The sequence below is a fragment of the Thioalkalicoccus limnaeus genome (assembly GCF_041197575.1).
GTDB lineage: Bacteria > Pseudomonadota > Gammaproteobacteria > Chromatiales > Chromatiaceae > Thioalkalicoccus > Thioalkalicoccus limnaeus.
The window spans coordinates 64,293-83,961 of the sequence record NZ_JBDKXB010000011.1 but is presented as its reverse complement, the minus strand read 5'-3'; the positions used below and the strand labels follow the sequence as shown (position 1 = coordinate 83,961).

Sequence of the window (19,669 nt, the reverse complement as noted above, 5' to 3'; positions counted from 1 at the left end):
GCTCCCGGCTCGCTGCCAATTCGCAGACAAAAGCCGCAAAGGGGGATGGGAATCGGGTTCGTCGGCCGATCCCCGGCGGTCGAGCCGGGGATCGGCAGCGAGTTGATCAGGCGCTCGGTGCCGTGGTCTCGGTTGTCAGCCAAGGCGCCTTCATCTTGCTCCAGCACGGATTGTTCACGGTCATATCCATGTCGCGGGCGAAGATCGCGAAGCCGTCGTAGCCGTGATACGGACCCGAGTAATCCCACGAGTGCATCTGACGGAACGGGACGCCCATCTTCTGGAAGATGTACTTCTCCTTGATGCCCGAGCCGATCAGATCGGGCTTCACGCGCTTGACGAACTCCTCGAACTCGTAGCCGGTAACGTCGTCATAGAGCAGCGTCGCCTCGCCCATCTCCTTGATCGTCCGATCATAGTCATCGTTGTGTGCGAACTCGTAGCCGGTGCCGACGACCTCCATGCCGAGGTCTTCGTAGGCGCCGATGATGTGCCGCGGACGCAGACCCCCGACATAGAGCATGACCTTCTTGCCCTCGAGGCGCGGCCGGTACTTGGCGACCACGGCCTCGTACTCGGCCTGGTACTTGGCGATGACCCGTTCGGCGTTCTCCTGGATCGTCTCATCGAAGAAGGCCGCGATCTTGCGCAGCGACTCGGCGATCTTGGTCGGCCCGAACAGGTTGTACTCCATCCACGGGATACCGTACTTCTCCTCCATGTGCCGCGTGATGTAGTTGATCGAGCGGTAGCAATGGACGAGGTTCAGCTTGACCTTCGGCGTGAGCTCCATCTCGGCGATGGTCCCGTCGCCGGACCACATGGCCACGACGCGCAACCCCATTTCCTCGAGCAGGATCCGCGAGGACCAGGCATCGCCACCGATGTTGTAGTCACCGAGGATCGCGACATCGTAGGGCGTGCCCTCGAAGGCCTGGCCGTCGCGATTCGGCAGCACCCAGTCGCGGATCGCGTCGTTCGCGATGTGGTGACCGAGCGACTGCGAGACACCGCGGAAGCCTTCGCACCGGACCGGCACGATCGGCTTGTCGAGCTCCTTCGCCTTCTTCTTCGAGACGGCCTCGATGTCGTCGCCGATCAGGCCGATCGGACACTCGGATTGGACGCTGATCCCGCGGCTCAACGGGAACAGGGTCTCGATCTCGCTGATCAGCTTGTCGAGCTTCTTGTCGCCGCCGAAGACGATGTCCTTCTCCTGGAAATCGGACGTGAAGTTCATCGTGCCGAAGGTGTTGACCCCGGTCAGGCCCGAGTAGTAATTGCGGCGCCCAGCGCGCGAATACTGTCCGCACCCGACCGGACCGTGCGAGATGTGGATCATGTCCTTGATCGGACCCCAGACCACACCGCGGGAACCGGCGTAGGCGCAGCCGCGGATCGTCATGACCCCGGGCAGCGACTTGCGGTTCGAGATGATGCACTTCTTCGACTGCTCGATCGACTGATCGTTGACGGCCAGGTGCTTCGCGCGGTCCTTCTTGGCCTTTTCCGGATAGACCTCGAGGACCTCTTCGATCAGGGCCTGGGCCTCTTCGCGACTCAATGCTGCCATGATGGCGTTACCTCATTCCGGCGCCGCGGCCCATTCGCCGACGGTCGCACGTTGAACACCCATTCCACCCCTGACCGCGTTCGGCCGGGGCGACATACGACGCTGTTCCAGGATCGTCCGAAGCCTGGCTAGGCCGCGGCGGCACTCTTGCCGACGATGCTCTCGTCCTCGGGCGTGATGATGCCGAACTCGGTCAACAGCTCCTCGAGCTCGTCCATCGTGCAGGGTGTCGGGATCACGAACTTCTTGTTCTCGATGATCTTGTTGGCCAGCGCGCGGTACTGGTCGGCCTGGGCACACTTGGGGTCGTACTCGATGACCGTCATCCGGCGGATCTCGGCGTGCTGAACGACGTTGTCGCGCGGCACGAAATGGATCATCTGGGTTCCAAGTCGCGCGGCCAGGGCCTCGATCAGCTCGTCCTCGCGGTCGGTGTTGCGGCTGTTGCAGATCAGTCCGGCCAGGCGCACGCCGCCCGAGTTCGCATACTTGACGATACCCTTGGAGATGTTGTTCGCCGCGTACATGGCCATCATCTCACCGGAGACGACGATGTAGATCTCTTGCGCCTTGTTCTCGCGGATCGGCATCGCGAAGCCGCCGCAGACGACGTCACCGAGCACGTCGTAGAAGACGAAGTCGAGATCGGCCTCGTAGGCCCCTTCCTCTTCGAGGAAGTTGATCGCGGTGATGACACCGCGTCCGGCACAGCCGACGCCCGGTTCCGGACCGCCGGACTCGACGCACTTGATGCCGGCGTAGCCGACCGACAGCACGTCCTCGAGCTCGAGATCCTCGACGCTGCCGGCCTCGGCCGCGAGCTCCATGACCGAGTTCTGGGCCTTCGAGTGCAGGATCAGACGGGTCGAATCGGCCTTCGGATCGCAGCCGACGATCATGACCTTCTTACCGGCCTCGGCGAGCCCCGCGACCAGGTTTTGCGTGGTCGTCGACTTGCCGATTCCGCCTTTGCCATAAATGGCGCATTGACGCAGTGCCATGGGATATCTCCTTCGTGTTCGCTGAAACAGCGGTGGACCAAATTGCCTCAACCAGCTTAAGCAAGCCACATGCCATGATTTAGGCGGGGCTCGCGTGGCGAGCCTCCAAAACCGAAAAAAGCGATAAAAAAAGATTTTTAATCAACGCATTGCAAGACCATGAAGGGATCCAGGCGAGCTCGATCGGGTCGGCCATCGCGGCAGCCAGGCTGGTTGGCCTCGGATCGTGCCGACGAGGGCAGTGGGGTCCTTGAAGGCTGCTGCATCAAGGGCTTCGGCGCGAAGATCCAGCTGGATCGGCACTGGTCGCAAAGCCGACAATGCCCTGTCGGCTGTCCGGACCGCGACAGACCCAGGCCCGGTCAGCCGGGGCTGGATGACAGCGAACGACGCGTTGCCGATCGACGGCACCTGATCGCGGCCGAGCGTCCATCACCGGCCCCGCCGCAGACGGGGTTCCGATCGGTTCGCCATTGGGGCATGATGGTGGTTTCGATACACACAGCCATCATCGCCACGCTCGATGACCAGCCCACCGCCCCGGCAACCCGTCCCCGAGATCCTCGCGCCTTCGCTGCCGGCCTCGGCCCGGCTCCCGCTGAACCGCTGCAACCTGCCCCCGGTCATCCTCGGCAGCTTGACCTATCAGGCCCATCCGGTGCCGCTCGAGATCGATGGCGTGCGCGCTTTCCACGCCAAGCTGTTCGACCAATTGGCCGAGGCGACCGATCACCGCGAACGCGCCGAGCGCTTCGGCCATTACATGACGGTGCATTTCTGTCTCGAGGCGCTCGAGGAGGCCGGTTTGACCCCCGGTCGGAAGAAGAAACGTGCGAATGCGAATTACCTGCGGCAGGTCCGCGGCTGGTCGTTCGACTCGGATGGACGCGAAGGCGCGGTGCTCAAGCATTGGGTCGAGACCCGCTTCGGGCTGCTCGCGCGCCATCACAATGGCTGTCTGCACAAACCCGGCAGCGACGCCTACCAGCGTTATCTCGCGGCCGGGGCCAGGGGTCTCTATGCGACCAATGCGCTCGAGGCCCAGTTGGATCTGCTCTACACTTATTGCCAATATGAGCTTTTCCGTCTCGACCCACCGCGCAAGCACTTGACCCTGTTCCGCGGCATCAACCGGATCGACGAGCACGAGATTCTCGGACGCGGCCCCGGAGGGCGCTATCGCGTCCTGCTGAACAATCTCAATTCGTTCACCAGCGATCGGGAACGGGCCGATGAGTTCGGCGACTACATTCTCGAGGCGCAGATCCCGTTGCCGAAGGTCTTTTTCTTCAACCGGCTGCTGCCTGGGCTTCTGAAGGGCGAAGACGAGTTCGTCGTCATCGGGGGCGTCTACGAGGTTGGCATCAGCACCCTGTAACGCCGGCGCGCGACGCGCCGAAGACGGTGATCCTGGAGGCTTGATTCAATGCGTAGATGGATGATCCTGTTTCTCGTGTTAGTCGTCCTGGCGGCGATTCCGCTGCTGATGGCGGCCTCCTGGGTCGTGACCCAATCCGCGTTGGACGCGACCTCCGGCGAGCCCTTCTGTGGTTCGTGCCACGTCATGGCCCCGTTGGTCGCGGCCTATCGCGAGGATGTCCATGGCGGCAACAACGATCAAGGGCTCGCCGCGCGCTGCACCGACTGCCATGTGCCGCACGACTCGGCGCGGAATCATCTGATCGGCAAGGTCGCGACGAGCCTGCACTCGGGCTGGGGACAAGTGACCTACAGCATCGGCCTGAACAAGATCGACTGGCAAGCCAAGCGCGAAGACCGTGCTCGATTCGTCTTCGATTCCGGTTGCCTGATGTGCCACGCCGAGCTCGATCGCGATACCAATCCGCATTACCCGATCCATAGCCTCTATTTCGCCGACCCCGAGGCCATGGCGTGCGTGACCTGTCATCCGAAGGTCGGTCACCATGACCTCGATAGCCGACTCGCCCCACCGACCCCATCCGGGTCCTGAGAGCCCTATCGACAGCCGAAACCGCTCGGCCGGGGCCGAGCGGTCCACGGCCTCGATCAGGACATCGGCGATGCCGAACGCGCCGGGCGGCAAGGCACCGATCCTCAGAGAGTCCGACCGCATTCAACAGGTAGGCCTGGTCGAAAAATCGTCATTTTCCTGCTGTAGGTCTAAAGAAACGTCCAGAAAGTTGGGGTATCCTCGCGCGGCCCGTTTCGGGCAATAACAACGAGAGTCACGACGGGAGGGGACCCTATGCCTGGCCAATCCTCGGTGGAGTGGATCGACATCGTCGTCATCCTGCTCTACCTGACCGCGACCGTTTACTTGGGCTGGATCGCCTATCGAGGCACCAAGTCGGGCGCGGATTTCCTGCTCGGTGGGCGGAATGCCCACCCGATCATCATGGCGCTATCGTACGGCGCGACCTTCATCTCGACCGCCGCCATCGTCGGCTTCGGCGGTGTCGCGGGTCTGTTCGGAATGAGCCTGTTGTGGCTCACCGTCATGAACGTCGGGATCGGCATCTTCATCGCCTTTACCGTGCTCGGCGAACCGACGCGGCGCATCGGCCATCACCTCGGTGCCCACACCTTTCCCGAACTGCTCGGTCTGCGCTATCAGAGCAAGGGCATCCAGCTCTTCGCCGGAGGCCTGATCTTTCTGTTCATCCCACTCTATGCCGCCGCGGTCCTGACCGGCGGTGCCGTCTTCGCCGCGGCCCAATTCGGCATCGAGTTCGAGGTCGCGCTGCTGGTCTTCGCCGTCATTACCGCGGCTTACGTGATACCGGGCGGCATCAAGGCGGTCATGTACACGGATGCGCTGCAGGGCGCGATCATGATCTTCGGCATGGCGGTGCTCGTCATCTTCACCTTCACGGTGTTGGGTGGCATCACCGAGGCGAACCAATCGCTGACCGACATGGCCGATATGGTACCGGCATCGCTGCAGGCGATCGGCCATCAGGGCTGGACCTCGATGCCGGCATTCGGCTGGGGTAGTACCACCTATGACATGTGGTGGACCGTGGTGACGGCGATCATCCTCGGCGTCGGTATCGGCGTCCTGGCCCAACCGCAGCTCGTCGTGCGCTTCATGACGGTCCGCAGCCGCCGCGAGCTCGACCGGGCGGTTCCGATCGGGGCGGTCTTCATCCTGCTGATGACCGGCGTCCCCTTCACGGTCGGCAGCCTCTCGAACGCCTGGTTCGCCCAGCATGGTACACCGCTGCACGGCCAGGTCATCGAGATCCTGAACGAGGACAAGGATCGCGCGCTCGTCGAGTTGATGCGTCCCACGCCACAGGGCGGCTGGGAGACCGTGATCAGCGCGACGACCGGCCAGCCGGCCAGCGCACCACTGCAGATCGCCGAGAGGCAGATCGCAACCGATGCGAACGGCGAGGTCTTCGAGCTGGTCAGCGGCCGTGCCCCAGCAATCGTCTATGCCCGCGGCGAGCCCGACAAGATCATCCCGACCTATATCACCGAAGCCTTGCCGCGCTGGTTCGGGGTGCTCTTCTTCATGACGCTCTTGTCGGCCGGCATGAGCACCCTATCGAGCCAGTTCCACACGATGGGCACGAGCGCCGGACGCGACCTCTACGAACGCCTCTCCGGCAAACCCTCCGGCAGCCAGCCTAGCCTCCTCGTGATGCGCCTGGCGATCGTGCTCGGGCTGATCGTCGCCGTGACCATCAGCTACAACATCCGCGAGGACTATGTGATCGCCCGGTTCACGGCCATCTTCTTCGGGCTGTGCGCGGCCTCGTTCCTGCCGGCCTACGTCGCCGGGCTCTTCTTCCGACGCGTGACCCGGACTGCGGCCCTGGCTTCGATGTTCGTCGGCGCCATCACCTCGCTGTTCTGGCTGGCCTTCATCAAGGCCCGCGAGGCGGGCGCGATCGGTCTCGTCCAGCGTTTCACGGACGGCAAGACCAGTTTGCTCGCCGATTACCCGAACTGGCCATCGGTCGACCCGGTGCTGGTCGCGCTGCCGCTGTCGGCCTTGACCCTGATCCTCGTCACCGCCGTGACCCGACCACCCGAGACGAGTCACTTGGATCGGTGCTTTCCGGAACGGGCCAAGCGCTGAGTCATCGCCTCGATATCAGGAGAACATCCATGTTTGGCATCGACGACCCCTGGGTCCTGCTCGCCTATCTCGGCTGCTTCGTCATGACGGCCGTCAGCCTGGTCTATGGCCTGATCCGCCGCAACGCGGCCCCGGACGAATTGACGGTCGAGGATCGTGTGTGGGCACTGGAAGAGAAGAGGATCGAAGATGAACGCTAAGTACCCTTTCATGCTGTGCGGGGCGCTGACCGCGGCGCTCGGTCTGACCTCCGTCGCGGCCAAACCAGCCGGCGATGGCCTCGACTGGGGTGCCGATCTGCGGCTGCGCCAGATCTACATCGACAACGTCGGTCTGAATGCGAACAGCCCGACGGCTGACCGCAATTTCCAGCGCTACCGGGCGCGTCTGTGGGGCCAGGCCGCGCCGAACGACTGGTTCGAGGCCAGCGCGCGCTTGATGTGGGAGGGTCGTCACTATGGCCAGCCCGCAGCCTTCGACGACTGGTACAGCGGCGGGATCCTGTTCGATCAGCTATTGGTGAACTTCAAGCAGATCGGCGGTTCGCCGCTGTCGGTCAAGGCCGGGCGCCAGGACATCATCCTCGGAAACGGCTGGCTGGTGCTGGATGGTTCGCCGATCGACGGCTCCCGAACCATCTACTTCGATGCGATCCGTGCGACCTATCGCGCCGAATCCCTCGGCACCACGGTGGAGCTGATCTACCTGGATCAGAGCGCCGACACCGGCCGTTTCCCCCAGGCCTTGAACGGCGAGGTCGAGGATCAGACCGAACAGGACGAGCGGGGCCTGATCCTCTATCTGCGCAACGACACCCTAGTCCCGGAGTCGCAATTCGACCTGTATTTCATCCAAAAACGCAATGACCCGAACCGGACCCCTGGCAATATCCGCGTCAACAACGGCGCACCCTTCCCGTCACCACCGGACGACGGCACCGTCAACACGATCGGCGCGCGCGTGAACAGCGATCTTGCGCCGAACTGGACAGTCCGAGCCGAGGCGGCGGGCCAATGGGGTGACCGCAATGATCGGGACGTCTCGGCCTTCGGGTTCAACGGCCGTGCGACCTATGCCTTCGCCGATCCGCTGGCCAACCGGCTACATTTGGGGTACGAGTATCTCTCCGGGGACAAGCCCGGCACCCGCGACAACGAGGCCTTCGATCCATTGTGGGGCCGCTGGCCTCAATGGAGCGAGCTGATGATCTATCAATGGCCGCTCGAGACTCGGGTCGGCGAGGCGACCAACCTGCATCGGCTCAATGTCGGTTGGGCGATCAAACCCCACGCGACGACCGAGGTCACAATCGATTACAACGCCCTTTGGGCCGACCAGGAATCGACGCGAACCGCCGCTCAGTTGGCGAACCTGAGCCAGGACGGAACCTTCCGCGGTCATCTGTGGGCCGCTTGGGCCAAGACCCGATTGAACCGACATCTGTCGGGCCACTTGGTGGCCGAGTACTTCGCGCCGGGCGATTATTACGCCGCCCATCGGCGCGATGACAGCCTGTTCCTCCGCGCCGAGGTGATGCTGGCCTGGTGACCGATGCGCCGGGTCGCGGCGCTCCACCGTCGCGGCCCACGCCCGCTCGTGCTATGGTCGGGGCCGAGCTCGTTTTCGGCCAAATGGTGCCACAACGAGCGGAGGACACAACGGCCGGCTTCACGCTGCCCAACCCGAAGATGGACGACCAGATCGCACGACCTGTTTTGAATCCTTCCTTATCGTCAGGAGATGATTCGATCATGAAGCTCCAACAGCTTTCCCTGTTTCTCGAGAATCGTCCCGGCCGCCTCGGGGCGCCGCTCGAGGCGATCGCCGCCGCGGGGATCAATATCTTGACCCTGTCGCTCGCCGACACGGCCCAGTTCGGAATCCTGCGCCTGATCGTTCAGGAATGGGACCAGGCCAAACGGGTCCTCGAGCAGGCCGGCTGGGTCGTCAGCCTGACCGAGGTCGTCGCGGTCGACGTCCAGGACCGCCCCGGCGGCTTGGCCGAGGTCCTGAAGGTCCTAGAAGGCGCCGATCTGAATGTCGAGTACATGTATGCCTTCTCGGTGCGACGCGGCGACGAGGCGATGCTGATCTTCCGTTTCGAGGATCCGGATCGGGCGATCCAGGTCCTGAAAAACGCAGGCCTCAAGGTGGTTAATGGCGATGAGTTGTTTCGCTTCGTCTCCTGAGGGCACGCGGCCGATCGCGCGCCAGCGGCGGGAGGACTGGCGATGACCACCGAGGCCGAGCTCCTCGCCGAGCGGCGTATCTGGGATCCGATCGAGACACGGCCACCGGAGGCGCTGCGCGCCCTGCAGCTGGAGCGGCTCCGGGCCTTGGTCGAACGGGTCTCCCGGGTTCCCTTCTATCGTGACCAGTTCCAACGTCACGAGATCACACCGCAACGGATCCGCTCGCTCGACGACATCAGGCGCCTGCCGATCACGACCAAGGAGGATCTCCGCCGCCACCAACCGCTCGGCTTCCTCGCCGTTGCGCGGCGCGAGCTCGCGCGGATCCATGGCTCGTCCGGCACGACCGGGCGTCCGACCTTCGTCGCCTACACCGCCGGCGATCTGAAGACCTGGTCGGACCTGTGCGCGCGCTTCCTGGTAGCCGGCGGCCTTCGCCCCGAGCACACCGCGCAGGTCGCTTTCGGTTACGGCCTGTTCACCGGCGGCTTCGGTCTCCACTATGGGATCGAACGGGTCGGGGCCGCCGTGATCCCGGCCGCGTCCGGCAATACGCGCCGCCAGATCGACATCATGCGCGAGCTGGATCCGGAGGTCCTGATCTGCACACCGAGTTACGCGCTGACGATCGCCGACACGGCCCGTGAGCTCGGCATCGATCCGCGTTCGTTGCCGATCCGCTACGGCCACTTCGGCGGCGAACCCTGGACCGAGGACATGCGCCATCAGATCGAGGCCGAACTCGGGATCCTGGCCTTCAACAACTACGGACTGTCCGAGGTCATCGGCCCTGGCGTCAGTGGCGAGTGTCCGGCCCGGACCGGCATGCACCTGCAGGAAGACCACTTCCTCGTCGAGTGCCTGGATCCCGAGACCCTGGAACCCGTGCCGGAAGGCCAGCCCGGTGAACTCGTGATCACGACGCTGACGCGCGAGGCGATGCCGCTGGTGCGCTATCGCACCCGTGATATCGCCCGTATCGAGCGATCCCCCTGTCGCTGCGGGCGCCAGACGGCGCGGATGAGCCGCGTGACGGGCCGCACCGACGACATGCTGATCATCCGCGGCGTCAATGTCTTCCCGTCGCAGATCGAAGAGGCCCTGCTGCGGGTCGAGGGCACGACGCCCCACTACGTCATCGAGGTCGACCGCCCGGAACGACTCGACATCCTGACGGTGAAGGTCGAGATCCATCCGGAGATCTTCTCCGACCGCATGGATCGAATGCAGTCGCTGCGCGAGCGGATCGGGTCGGAGATCCAATCGGTCGCCGGCATCCGCGCCCATGTCGAGCTCGTCGAGCCGCGCAGCATCGAGCGCTTCGTCGGCAAGGCGAAGCGGGTGCTCGATCGGCGCGGCCTGCACGAGGGTTGACCCCCCCAAACACCGGAGCACGCAACGCATGGACCTCGATCCCCAGTGGCTGTGGGCCGCCGGCCTCGGTCTCTATGTTTTAGCCGTTCTGTGGCTGACCAAGATCCCGTACGACCGGATGGTCGCGCGGGGTATGGAGCCGATCCGGGCCGTCTATTACAACCGCAAGATCGTCCACATGGCGGCCGGCGGCGTCGGTTCGCTGATGGTGCCTTTGGTGTTCACGGATTTGTGGTTTCCGTTGGTCGCCGGCATCCTGTTCAGCCTGTTGACCTACGCCGCCCATGCGACGGGCCTGCGAATGTTCTGGTTTCAGACCGATGACAACCGCAACGATGTCAAGTTCGCGCTCAGTTGGCTCGCGTCGGTGTCCTTGCTCTGGTGGCTGCTCGGCAATCCATGGCTTGCGATCCTGCCGGCCCTATTCATGGCCTTCGGCGATGGCGTCACCGGCATCGCGCGCAACCTGGTGGTGCGCAAACGCTCGAAGAGCCCGATCGGTAACGTCTTCATGTTCCTCGTCTGCGCGCCGATGGGCTGGATCATCGGCGGCCTGGCCGATCCAGGCATCCCCGAATGGGGCCTGCTCGCCGCGCTGGTCGCGACCCTCGTCGAGCGCTACGAGTTCGGCGCGATCGACGACAACATCCTGATCACGGCCGCAGCCTCGGCCGTGTTGCTGCTCGGCGTCGCGGTCGGTCCGGTGCTGTAGCGACTCGGGCGGGGACGGGCCGCCTCGCGATCAGCACACGAGGATCCTGAGGTACAGGTTGCGGCGACGGCGGTCACCGAGGGCAAAGACTCGGCACCACTGTGGATCTGTCGCAGGGGAACCCCAATTTAGCCCTGACTGATGACTTGCCCAGTCGGAGGCCGCGATGTCTGCCTGCGCCAAACCCTACAGCGCCGCGAGCGACGAAAACAAGGAACCGATCCTGGCCGTGATCCAGCCCTTGTTCAGTCAGGCGCGGCGCCTGCTCGAGATCGGGAGCGGCACCGGCCAACACGCCATCTACTTCAGTGCCGCGATGCCGCACCTGATTTGGCAGGCGAGCGAGCTGCCCGATCAGTTGCCAGGATTGCATGCCTGGCTCGACGAGGCCACGCGCCCGAATCTGCCGTCTCCGCTGGCCCTCGATGTGCTAGGGACTTGGCCGGGCGACTCCTTCGATGCCGTCTTCAGCGCCAATACCGCGCACATCATGACCGTCGAGGCCGTGGCGGCGATGGTTCGCGGCGTCGGGGCCGTACTGGCGCCGGGTGGCTACTTCGCGCTCTATGGTCCTTTCAACGAGAGCGGCCGGTACACGAGCGACAGCAATCGTCGCTTCGATGCCTGGCTGAAGAGCCAGGATCCGCGGATGGGTCTGCGCGATCTCGGCGACTTGCAAGCGCTGGCGGATCGCCATGGGCTCGATTTCGTGCGCAGCGAACCGATGCCGGTCAACAACCTCACCCTGATTTGGTGCCGCCGGGGTTGTCGAGTCGCTGATTGACGAGATACGGAGCGTCGCGATCCAGGCTCGAGGATCGGGCCGTGATCCCCGGTCAACTTTTCGACCCCGGACTGGTCTCTATGAGCGATACCCGGCCAGCGTGACGCTGTCGCGAGGCCCTTGGTCTACATTGATCGACTATGGAACAGATGCATGCACGCTGTCTTACGACGAAGCCGACTCTTTATTGTCGCTGCTGTCTTGACCTTGATCCTCGCGGCCGGTTGCACGCGCGTTCAACTGGCCTACAACACCGCCGATTTCTTCATCGAACGCTACGCCAATGGGTATCTGGCGCTCGACAGCGTGCAGCTCGCGGGTTGGCGGCCGACGCTGAACGAGACGCTGAACCAGCATCGGAACGAGGAACTGCCGTATCTCGCCGCGTTCTTCGACATGGCGTGGCGCGGGGTCCGCGATGGCCTGACCGAAGCCACCGTCGACTGTCTGTTCGATCGGTTCGAGGAGATCTACGGTCGCCACTCGCTGCTGGCGGTCGATTTGGCCACGCCGCTCTTCGCCAACGCATCTCCGCGCCAGGTTCGTCAGCTGGACGAGCGGTTCCGCGAAGATGCGGCGAAAGCGGAACGCGACCGTCAGCGTACCGAGCGCAGCGCCGACAAGCGGGCGGAACGTTATGCCGAGTCGGCGGCTTGGTGGATCGGCCCGCTCAGCGCTGAGCAACGCCGAATCGTCGCCGATGTGACCGCCCGGATCCCGGACACCAGTGGCCTGTGGGAACCCTACCGCACCACCAAACAACGAGAGCTACTTCGCTTGATGCAAGGCGGCGCCGGCGAGGACGAGATACGACGGTTCTTGCACCACTGGCTCGTCGAATACCGCGATGCGCCGGCGGAGCTGCAGCAGGCCGCCGCCGGCATCCGCACCGGCGTCGCCGAGCTCTTCCTCCGCCTCGATGCCACCTTGAGTCCGGCGCAACGGGAGCGATTCGCCGACCGGCTCAAGACCTTCCGCGACGACTTCATGAAGCTGCAGCAGCGCCGACCGCAGATGGTGCCGCTGCATTGCGCCTGATGCGGGATACGGGTGGGCGCTGTTCATGCGCGTTCGGCACATGACCGAGTGGCCTCGATCGCGGGTCGGGCGTGCCTGACGAACCGATGGCGGGGTCGGGGTCGAATCGACGCGTCACAGGCGAAAGCCACCACCGGGCGGCAAGCCACCGCCCGGGAGAAGCCCTGGAAACCGACCCTGCAGGCCGCGCATCATGTTGGCCATGCCACCACCCTTCATCTTCTTCATCATCTTCTGCATCGTCACGAACTGCTTGAGCAGTTTGTTGATGTCTTGGACCTGGGTGCCGGAACCCCGCGCGATGCGTCGCTTTCGCGACCCTTTGACGATCGCCGGGTGGGCGCGCTCCTGCGGCGTCATCGAGTTGATGATCGCGAGCAGCTTGACCAATTCGCGGTCGTTGACCTGATCCTTGAGATGTGGCGGCAACTTGTCCATGCCTGGCAGTTTGTCCATCATCCCGGCCATGCCGCCGAGCTTCGTCATCTGCTCGATCTGTTCTTTGAAATCCGAGAGATCGAACCCCTTGCCCTTGTTGAGCTTCTTGACCAACCGCTCGGCCTTGTCGCGGTCGACCTTGGCCTGGACCTCCTCGACCAAGGATACGACATCGCCCATGCCCAGGATCCGCGAGGCCACGCGCTCCGGGTAAAAGGGTTCGAGGGCCGTGGTCTTCTCCCCGGTGCCCAGGAACTTGATCGGTTTACCGGTGATCTGACGAATCGACAGCGCCGCGCCGCCCCGGGCATCGCCATCGGTCTTCGTCAGGATGACACCGGTCAGCGGCAGCGCATCGCCGAAGGCCTTGGCCGTATTCGCCGCGTCCTGACCCGTCATCGCATCGACGACGAACAGGGTCTCGACCGGCTCGACCGCCGTATGCAGCGCCTTGATCTCGTTCATCATGTCGACATCGACGTGCAACCGGCCTGCGGTATCGACGATCAGGACGTCTTTGTAACCCTTGCGAGCGGCTTCGAGCGCGTGGCGCGCGATCTCGATCGGGGCCTGATCGGGACGGCTGGGGAAGACGTCGGCGCCGACCTCGGTGGCGACGGTGCGCAACTGGTCGATGGCGGCGGGGCGGTAGACGTCGCAGCTGACGACCATCACCGATTTCTTGTGCCGCTCCTTGAGCAGGCGGGCCAGCTTCGCGACGCTAGTCGTCTTGCCCGAACCCTGGAGTCCCGCCATCAGCACGACGGCCGGCGCCGGCACCGACAAGTCGAGCCCGGCGTTCGCGTCCCCCATCAGCTTGATCAATTCGTCGTTGACGATCTTGATCAGGACTTGACCAGGGGTCAGGCTCTTGACGACGGCCTCGCCCAAGGCCTTCTCCCGAACCTCATCGATGAACCGACGGACCACCGGCAACGCGACATCGGCCTCCAGCAACGCCATGCGAACATCGCGCAACGTGTCCTTGATGTTGTCCTCGGTCAGCCGCGCCTGACCGCGAAGATTGTGCAACACGCTGCCGAAACGATCCTGGAGATTCTCGAACATGTCTTACCTCAGAGCCAAACGCGCGCGATCCCGAGCCGGCGCCGCAAAGCCGTGATTATATACGTGTCGCACATGGATTTTCCGCCGCGATGCACGAACCTCGCACGCGATACCAGTGCTGCGTCTCCTCGCAACCGAGCCAGCCTATACTGGTCATCGCGCCTTGCTCGCGGGCTCGATCGACGAAGCTCGCTTACCCAAGAAGCCACGCGCGACGAGTATCGGCAAAGTTCGGCCGGCATACCGAAGCGATTGGAACTGGCCGTTTTCTCGGTCTGGCCTTTGTGCGATGATTCCATGCCATGATCAAGACCTATCTCGCCTTGGCTGTTGTCCTGTTCTACGTCGCGAGCGCGGCCCTCGTCACGCTGCGGCTTTTCCGCCGCGATCAGGAGCGAGTGCCGAACCGCAACCTGGCGCTGACCCTCGGGTTCGCCGGCGTCTTGCTGCATGGCTGGGTGCTGTTCGACACCATCTTCCGCGTTCCGGGATTGAACCTCGCGTTCTTCAATGCGCTGTCGCTGACCTCCTGGACCGTCGTCACGCTCTTGATGGTCTCGAGCCTGAGCAAGCCCGTCGAGAATCTGGGCATCGTGCTCCTGCCGCTGGCCGCAATCACGGTCGCGCTCGAACTCGCCTACCCATCCATCAGCCTGATGCAGCAGACGGCTGGCTGGGCGCTGAAGCTGCACGTGCTCTTCTCGATGCTGGCGTACAGCCTTTTGACGCTGGCCAGCGTGCAAGCGATCCTGCTGGCAGTGCAGGACCATCATCTTCACAGCCGCCAGCCGGGGGGCTTCGTTCGTGCGCTGCCGCCGCTGCAAACGATGGAGAGCCTGCTATTCGAGATGATCGGTGCCGGCTTCATCCTGCTCACGTTGTCGCTGTTGAGCGGTTTCGCTTTCCTCGAGAACATGTTCGCGCAGCACCTGGTTCACAAGACGGTCCTGTCGACGCTCGCCTGGGTCGTCTTCGGTGCGCTGCTGCTAGGCCGTTATCGCTATGGATGGCGTGGTCGGACCGCGATCATCTGGACCTTGAGCGGTTTCGTGATGCTGATCCTCGCCTACTTCGGCAGCAAGGCGGTGCTGGAGTTGATCCTCTATCGGTGATCCCGGTCACGGACAGGCTGGCGAGCCAGCACGCGCGAGGTCCTCGGGGCGGTCCAGATCCCACAGGGTCGCCAGCTCGGTCCAGCGCCAGCCGAGATCGGCCATCCTGGTCCGGGTGATCGCGGCGACCTCATCGGTGCCCCACGGCATGTCCTCGAACAGCCGCATCGCCAATCGCCGCAAACCCAACAGCACGTAACCACCGTCCTCGGCCGGGCCCAATACGGCATCGGCTCCGTCGGCGAGCGCGATCAGCGACCTCTGGAGGTAAGACCGGTCGAGCCCTGGGCAATCGGCACCGATCAGGATCGCGAACCGCGTCTCGCCCATCGAGGTCTGCGCGGCACGGTACATGCGCTCGCCCAGGTCGCGGCCGCGTTGCCGATGACGCATCAAGCCATACTTCGCGGCCAAATCAACGAACAGAGGATGCTCGTCATCGGGGGCGCACCACAGCTCGATCGGTGCCGGCGGCTGCGGTCCGATCCGAGCCAACAGATCGCGGAGCATGCGCCCGTGCAACGCGGCCGCGGCCGCGGCCCCCACCGCCGGGATCAGCCGCGTCTTGACCTGTCCCGGGATCGGCGCCTTGGCAAAAATCAGGATACGGGCCCGGTCATCGAACATGTCGCGGTCTCCTGTCGTGACAAGGGGCAAGTAAGACTGGCAGAGTAACCGCCTATGATGGTCGTTCGGCGACATGGCTCACCAAGGCGCGATCAGCGCCGGGCTCCACTGCATCGATGTTCAAGTCCGCGATACCAATGAGTCCATCTGAAGCCGCGCGCCTGACCGCGCTCGCCGAGCAGTTTATGCTCGCCGCCCCCGTGCGCAGGGTCGAACCCTTCGGGACGGGCTTGATCAATCGAACCTATCTGGTGACGACGAGTGGCCCGCGTTATGTGCTGCAACGCCTCAACGACCAGGTGTTCCCAGAACCGGCGGCGATCCTCGCCAACCTGGCACGGCTCACTGCCCATCGGCTCAGGCACCCGGCGGCGGGGCTCCGTCTGCCGCGTTTGATACCGGGCCGTTGCGGCCGTCTCGGCATCGACGACGAGGCCGGCGCCCTGTGGCGGATGCTCGACTTCCTTGGCGACACCGAGGTCGTCACGCACCTTGCGACGATGGAGCAGGCCTTCACGGTCGGGACCCTCGTCGGCCGTTTTCATCGCCTGTGTTCCGACCTCGACCCGAGCGACTTTGCGATCGCACTCCCGGACTTTCATGCCACGCCCCTGTATATGGCTCGCCTCGAACAGGTCGTGGCAGACATCGACCCGACCACGCAGCCGGCGACGGTCCAGTCGGCGTTGAGCTTCGTCGCCGAGCGACGAGCGCTGGCCGACGCGCTGGAGGGACCTCGCGCGGCCGGTCGCGTCCCGATGCGGATCGTCCATGGCGATCCGAAACTCGACAACCTGCTGTTCGACCAGCGTGGCCAGCGTGCGATCGGCCTCGTCGATCTGGATACGCTGCAGCCTGGTCTGATCCCTCATGATATCGGGGACCTGCTCCGTTCGGTATGCAATCCGCGCCGCGAATCGGATCGGGAGGCGCGATTCGACATCGATCTCTGTGCGGCCGTGCTCGACGCCTACGCCGCCGAGACCAAGCCCTTTCTCGCGGAGGCCGAGATCGCGCTGATCGCCCCGGCCATTCGTTTGCTTCCCTTGGAGCTCGGTGTCCGTTTTCTGACCGACCACCTCGAGGGCGATCGGTACTTCCGAGTGCGTCGACCGGGCGACAACCTCGACCGAGCGATGGCCCAATTCTCGCTGGTTGCCGACATCGAAACAAAGGCCGCGACCCTTCGCCGAGTCATCGCAGCCGCCTTTGGCGTCGGCGGGTGATCCGCATGTGCGAGAGCTTCGTGATCGCTGTCGAACCCAGTGCGAGGATCAAGGCCGTCATGGCGACGGATCCCGCCCGACTGCCACAGTACTTGGCAGCCTTGGGACTGGTGACCCGGCGAGCGGTTCTGGTGCTGGTCGGCGGGGCAGGCGGGCTCGATGCCCGGATCGGCGATGCGCTGATGCGTCTTTTCACCGCGCTCGGGGGCGAACTCGACGCGCGCGGTATCGCCGTCATCGACGGCGGCACCGATGCCGGCGTGATGGCGCGGATGGGGCTCGCGCGCAGCCGGCGGCAGGCCCGTTTCCCACTGATCGGCATCGCGGCGCGTGGCACCGTCCACTGGCCAGGGGTCCCCGCCAGAGCGGACAGCGCCGCGCTGGAACCGCATCACAGCCACCTGCTCTTGGTCCCCGGCGAGTGCTGGGGCGACGAATCGGCTTGGATACGCGACAGCGCCACCGCGCTCGCCGCCGGTGCGCCGACGATGACACTCGCCGCTGGCGGGGGCCGGATCACCGACCAGGATATCGCTCTGAGCCTCGCCGCAGGCCGTCGGACGCTGCTGCTGGCCGACACCGGCGGCGCAACCGATCATTGGGCCAGGAATCCGCACCACCAGGGGCTCGCGGATGGTGTCGCCGAGGTGCTCACCCTGAGCGCCGCGCTCGCGAACCCTACGCAGGTCCTGGCGACTCTGGATAGCTCCGCATGACCGGCCCTCGGCGATCGGGCCTGATCGATTGGCTACGGCGCGAGCGCATCCTGTTGATTGGGAATGGACCCTTGGCCGATGAGATCACCAACGCCTTCGAACGTGCCGGTCGCCCGCTGTATCGAAACGCCGAGCAGCACCTCACCAGGCGCGGCCGCGACATCGGCGCGACGCTGATCCTGACCGATCTCAGCGCTCGAGCCCTAACGCTGATCCGGGGCTTGGCCCCACGCCGTGTCATCCTCGTCGCCGACGGGCGCGAGCCACCGGCGGTCCCGAGCGGGCTTGCTGATCTGCCGTGCGCGACCGTCGCGATCGAGTCGACCGCAGCCCGCGCGCTGCTGCTGAGGTGGCCCCTGCACGAAGGGTTCGATCGGGCGTTCGGCCAGATCCCTCACCTGGTCGTCGCCGGGCGCGACGCCCCTGCCGACGCCCTGATCGGGCAAGCACTCCGATTGATGCATTACGGTGGAGAACGACCGTGGCTGACGCTGGTCAGCAATGATCCGGCGGGCTATCGGTCCGCCTTGCTGGCGGCCTATCCGTCAGTCAACCGCATCGCGCAGCTGCGCTTTGCCGAACTGGCGCGGCCTTGCGAACCGACCGACCCACCGGTCACCGCGATGTTCGTCTGTCTGAGGCCGGCGGCCAGGGCCCTCGCTGTTGCCGAACGGTTACGGGACGCGGTCCAAGCGGGACAATCCGTCTCACCGCCGATCCAGGTCGAGATCGGTGCCGCCGAGCCCGGTGGGACCATCGATGATTGGGACGGTCAGATTCGACCTTTTTCCTATCGCCGCATGGCTTGTTGCCCGACGGCGCTACTCGATCAGCGTGACGATGATCTAGCGCAGATCGTTCATGATCACTATCGCGACACCATCGCCGCGCAAGGACGAGACCCCAATCAGGCGCCGGCGGGACGACCATGGGAGCAACTGGACGACTCCTACCGCCGTGCTTCGCGCCAGCAGGCCGATCACCTCTGGGCAAAGCTAGCCCTATGCGACACCGCCGCGCGGCCGGAAGAACAGGTCGAATCCTTTCGTTTCGCACCACTTGAAGTGGAACGGCTCGCCGAGATCGAGCACAGTCGGTGGGCAGCCGATCGCTATCTCGATGGCTGGACTCATGGCACGATCCGGGATAACCAACGCCGGCATCACCCGCAGCTGGTCCCCTATGCCGAGCTCAGCGGACCGATGAAGGATCTCGATCGCTTCGCGGTCCGACTCACTCCGGTTCTGCTGGCCCGGTTCGGCCGGGCGATGGCCCGGATGCTGATCATCGGCGTGCCGGACGCCGATATCGATCCCGGTGACCGATGGGATCAGGTGTCAGATCGCGTGCTGGCTCGGCTGGCCGAGCGTTATCCCGATCGCGCACTGGTCCTCGCCGGCCCGTTCACGACGACGGCGGCCCAGACCCTCGCTCGGCTGGGCCGCGCGCATTACGACGCTAGCCTGTTTCTCGTAGCGCCGGTACCCGTTGCCGAGACCCTGGCCGCGCAGAGGGATCGCGAGACGCGACGAGCATGGTTAGAGCTCGTGGCCCAGGTCGACCGACGCATCACGGTGCCTGGCCAATCGGCCCTCGCCGAATGGTTCGCCCGCCGCGCACAGATCCTGATCCGGATCGGCGTCAAGGGAACCAGCGTCGCCCGAGCGGACGGGCTCAAACAGGTGTGGATCGATCCGGCCACGGGAACAGCCGAATGGGGCTTCGAATATTAGGCGTTG

General features: G+C 64.5%; 18 protein-coding genes. 14 read left to right on the top strand and 4 right to left on the bottom strand.

The window, feature by feature from the left end; translation table 11 throughout:
* Nucleotides 1-106: 106 nt before the first annotated feature.
* Complete coding sequence (nifD, locus tag ABC977_RS10155; protein WP_369667143.1) at nucleotides 107-1,573, bottom strand: nitrogenase molybdenum-iron protein alpha chain; 1,467 nt, start codon at nucleotides 1,571-1,573, stop codon at nucleotides 107-109.
* A gap of 128 nt (nucleotides 1,574-1,701) precedes the next feature.
* The gene (nifH, locus tag ABC977_RS10150) at nucleotides 1,702-2,574 is read right to left on the bottom strand and encodes a nitrogenase iron protein (RefSeq protein ID WP_369667142.1); all 873 of its coding nucleotides are present in this window, start codon (nucleotides 2,572-2,574) and stop codon (nucleotides 1,702-1,704) included.
* A 523-nt stretch (nucleotides 2,575-3,097) separates the two neighbouring features.
* Here nifH and ABC977_RS10145 point away from each other — a divergent pair.
* The 10 genes from ABC977_RS10145 to ABC977_RS10100 all read left to right on the top strand — a co-directional run bounded on the left by ABC977_RS10145 (nucleotide 3,098) and on the right by ABC977_RS10100 (nucleotide 12,743).
* Complete coding sequence (locus ABC977_RS10145) at nucleotides 3,098-3,952, top strand: NAD(+)--dinitrogen-reductase ADP-D-ribosyltransferase (RefSeq protein ID WP_369667141.1); 855 nt, start codon at nucleotides 3,098-3,100, stop codon at nucleotides 3,950-3,952.
* A 48-nt stretch (nucleotides 3,953-4,000) separates the two neighbouring features.
* Entirely contained in the window at nucleotides 4,001-4,546 is a 546-nt protein-coding gene (locus ABC977_RS10140) for a cytochrome c3 family protein (protein ID WP_369667140.1), read from the top strand.
* Between the two features lie 255 nt (nucleotides 4,547-4,801).
* Nucleotides 4,802-6,643, top strand: coding sequence for a sodium:solute symporter family protein (locus ABC977_RS10135; RefSeq protein ID WP_369667139.1), 1,842 nt, complete (start codon nucleotides 4,802-4,804; stop codon nucleotides 6,641-6,643).
* Between the two features lie 29 nt (nucleotides 6,644-6,672).
* Entirely contained in the window at nucleotides 6,673-6,843 is a 171-nt protein-coding gene (locus ABC977_RS10130; protein ID WP_369667138.1) for a symporter small accessory protein, read from the top strand.
* Nucleotides 6,833-8,191, top strand: a complete 1,359-nt coding sequence (locus tag ABC977_RS10125; protein WP_369667137.1) for an alginate export family protein — start codon at nucleotides 6,833-6,835, stop codon at nucleotides 8,189-8,191. The genes ABC977_RS10130 and ABC977_RS10125 overlap by 11 nt, the downstream gene beginning before the upstream one ends.
* A 203-nt stretch (nucleotides 8,192-8,394) precedes the next feature.
* Nucleotides 8,395-8,832, top strand: a complete 438-nt coding sequence (locus ABC977_RS10120) for an ACT domain-containing protein (protein ID WP_369667136.1) — start codon at nucleotides 8,395-8,397, stop codon at nucleotides 8,830-8,832.
* A 42-nt stretch (nucleotides 8,833-8,874) separates the two neighbouring features.
* A complete protein-coding gene (locus ABC977_RS10115) occupies nucleotides 8,875-10,209 on the top strand; it encodes a phenylacetate--CoA ligase family protein (protein WP_369667135.1) in 1,335 nt (444 codons plus the stop codon).
* A gap of 28 nt (nucleotides 10,210-10,237) precedes the next feature.
* Nucleotides 10,238-10,921 carry a hypothetical protein gene (locus ABC977_RS10110; protein ID WP_369667134.1) on the top strand — a complete coding sequence of 228 codons (684 nt, stop codon included), beginning with the start codon at nucleotides 10,238-10,240 and terminating at the stop codon, nucleotides 10,919-10,921.
* Between the two features lie 166 nt (nucleotides 10,922-11,087).
* Nucleotides 11,088-11,705: a DUF938 domain-containing protein gene (locus ABC977_RS10105; RefSeq protein ID WP_369667133.1), complete on the top strand. Its 618-nt coding sequence runs from the start codon at nucleotides 11,088-11,090 to the stop codon at nucleotides 11,703-11,705.
* Between the two features lie 153 nt (nucleotides 11,706-11,858).
* Entirely contained in the window at nucleotides 11,859-12,743 is an 885-nt protein-coding gene (locus ABC977_RS10100) for a DUF6279 family lipoprotein (RefSeq protein ID WP_369667132.1), read from the top strand.
* A 114-nt stretch (nucleotides 12,744-12,857) separates the two neighbouring features.
* Here ABC977_RS10100 and ffh read toward each other — a convergent pair whose 3' ends face one another.
* Nucleotides 12,858-14,249, bottom strand: a complete 1,392-nt coding sequence (ffh, locus tag ABC977_RS10095) for a signal recognition particle protein (RefSeq protein ID WP_369667131.1) — start codon at nucleotides 14,247-14,249, stop codon at nucleotides 12,858-12,860.
* Nucleotides 14,250-14,551: 302 nt separating this feature from the next.
* On the opposite strand from ffh, the gene ABC977_RS10090 reads away from it, so the two are divergent.
* Nucleotides 14,552-15,361, top strand: a complete 810-nt coding sequence (locus ABC977_RS10090; protein WP_369667130.1) for a cytochrome C assembly family protein — start codon at nucleotides 14,552-14,554, stop codon at nucleotides 15,359-15,361.
* Nucleotides 15,362-15,367: 6 nt separating this feature from the next.
* Here the strand turns inward: ABC977_RS10090 and ABC977_RS10085 are convergent, their stop codons facing one another.
* Nucleotides 15,368-15,988 carry a TIGR04282 family arsenosugar biosynthesis glycosyltransferase gene (locus ABC977_RS10085; protein WP_369667129.1) on the bottom strand — a complete coding sequence of 207 codons (621 nt, stop codon included), beginning with the start codon at nucleotides 15,986-15,988 and terminating at the stop codon, nucleotides 15,368-15,370.
* A gap of 137 nt (nucleotides 15,989-16,125) precedes the next feature.
* On the opposite strand from ABC977_RS10085, the gene ABC977_RS10080 reads away from it, so the two are divergent.
* From ABC977_RS10080 to ABC977_RS10070, 3 genes are read left to right on the top strand one after another with little or no spacing between them, the layout of a single operon-like run.
* Nucleotides 16,126-17,214, top strand: a complete 1,089-nt coding sequence (locus tag ABC977_RS10080) for a phosphotransferase enzyme family protein (RefSeq protein WP_369667128.1) — start codon at nucleotides 16,126-16,128, stop codon at nucleotides 17,212-17,214.
* 59 nt (nucleotides 17,215-17,273) lie between these two features.
* Entirely contained in the window at nucleotides 17,274-17,930 is a 657-nt protein-coding gene (locus ABC977_RS10075; RefSeq protein WP_369667127.1) for a hypothetical protein, read from the top strand.
* Nucleotides 17,927-19,663 carry a RyR domain-containing protein gene (locus ABC977_RS10070; RefSeq protein WP_369667126.1) on the top strand — a complete coding sequence of 579 codons (1,737 nt, stop codon included), beginning with the start codon at nucleotides 17,927-17,929 and terminating at the stop codon, nucleotides 19,661-19,663. The genes ABC977_RS10075 and ABC977_RS10070 overlap by 4 nt, the downstream gene beginning before the upstream one ends.
* Nucleotides 19,664-19,669: the final 6 nt, after the last annotated feature.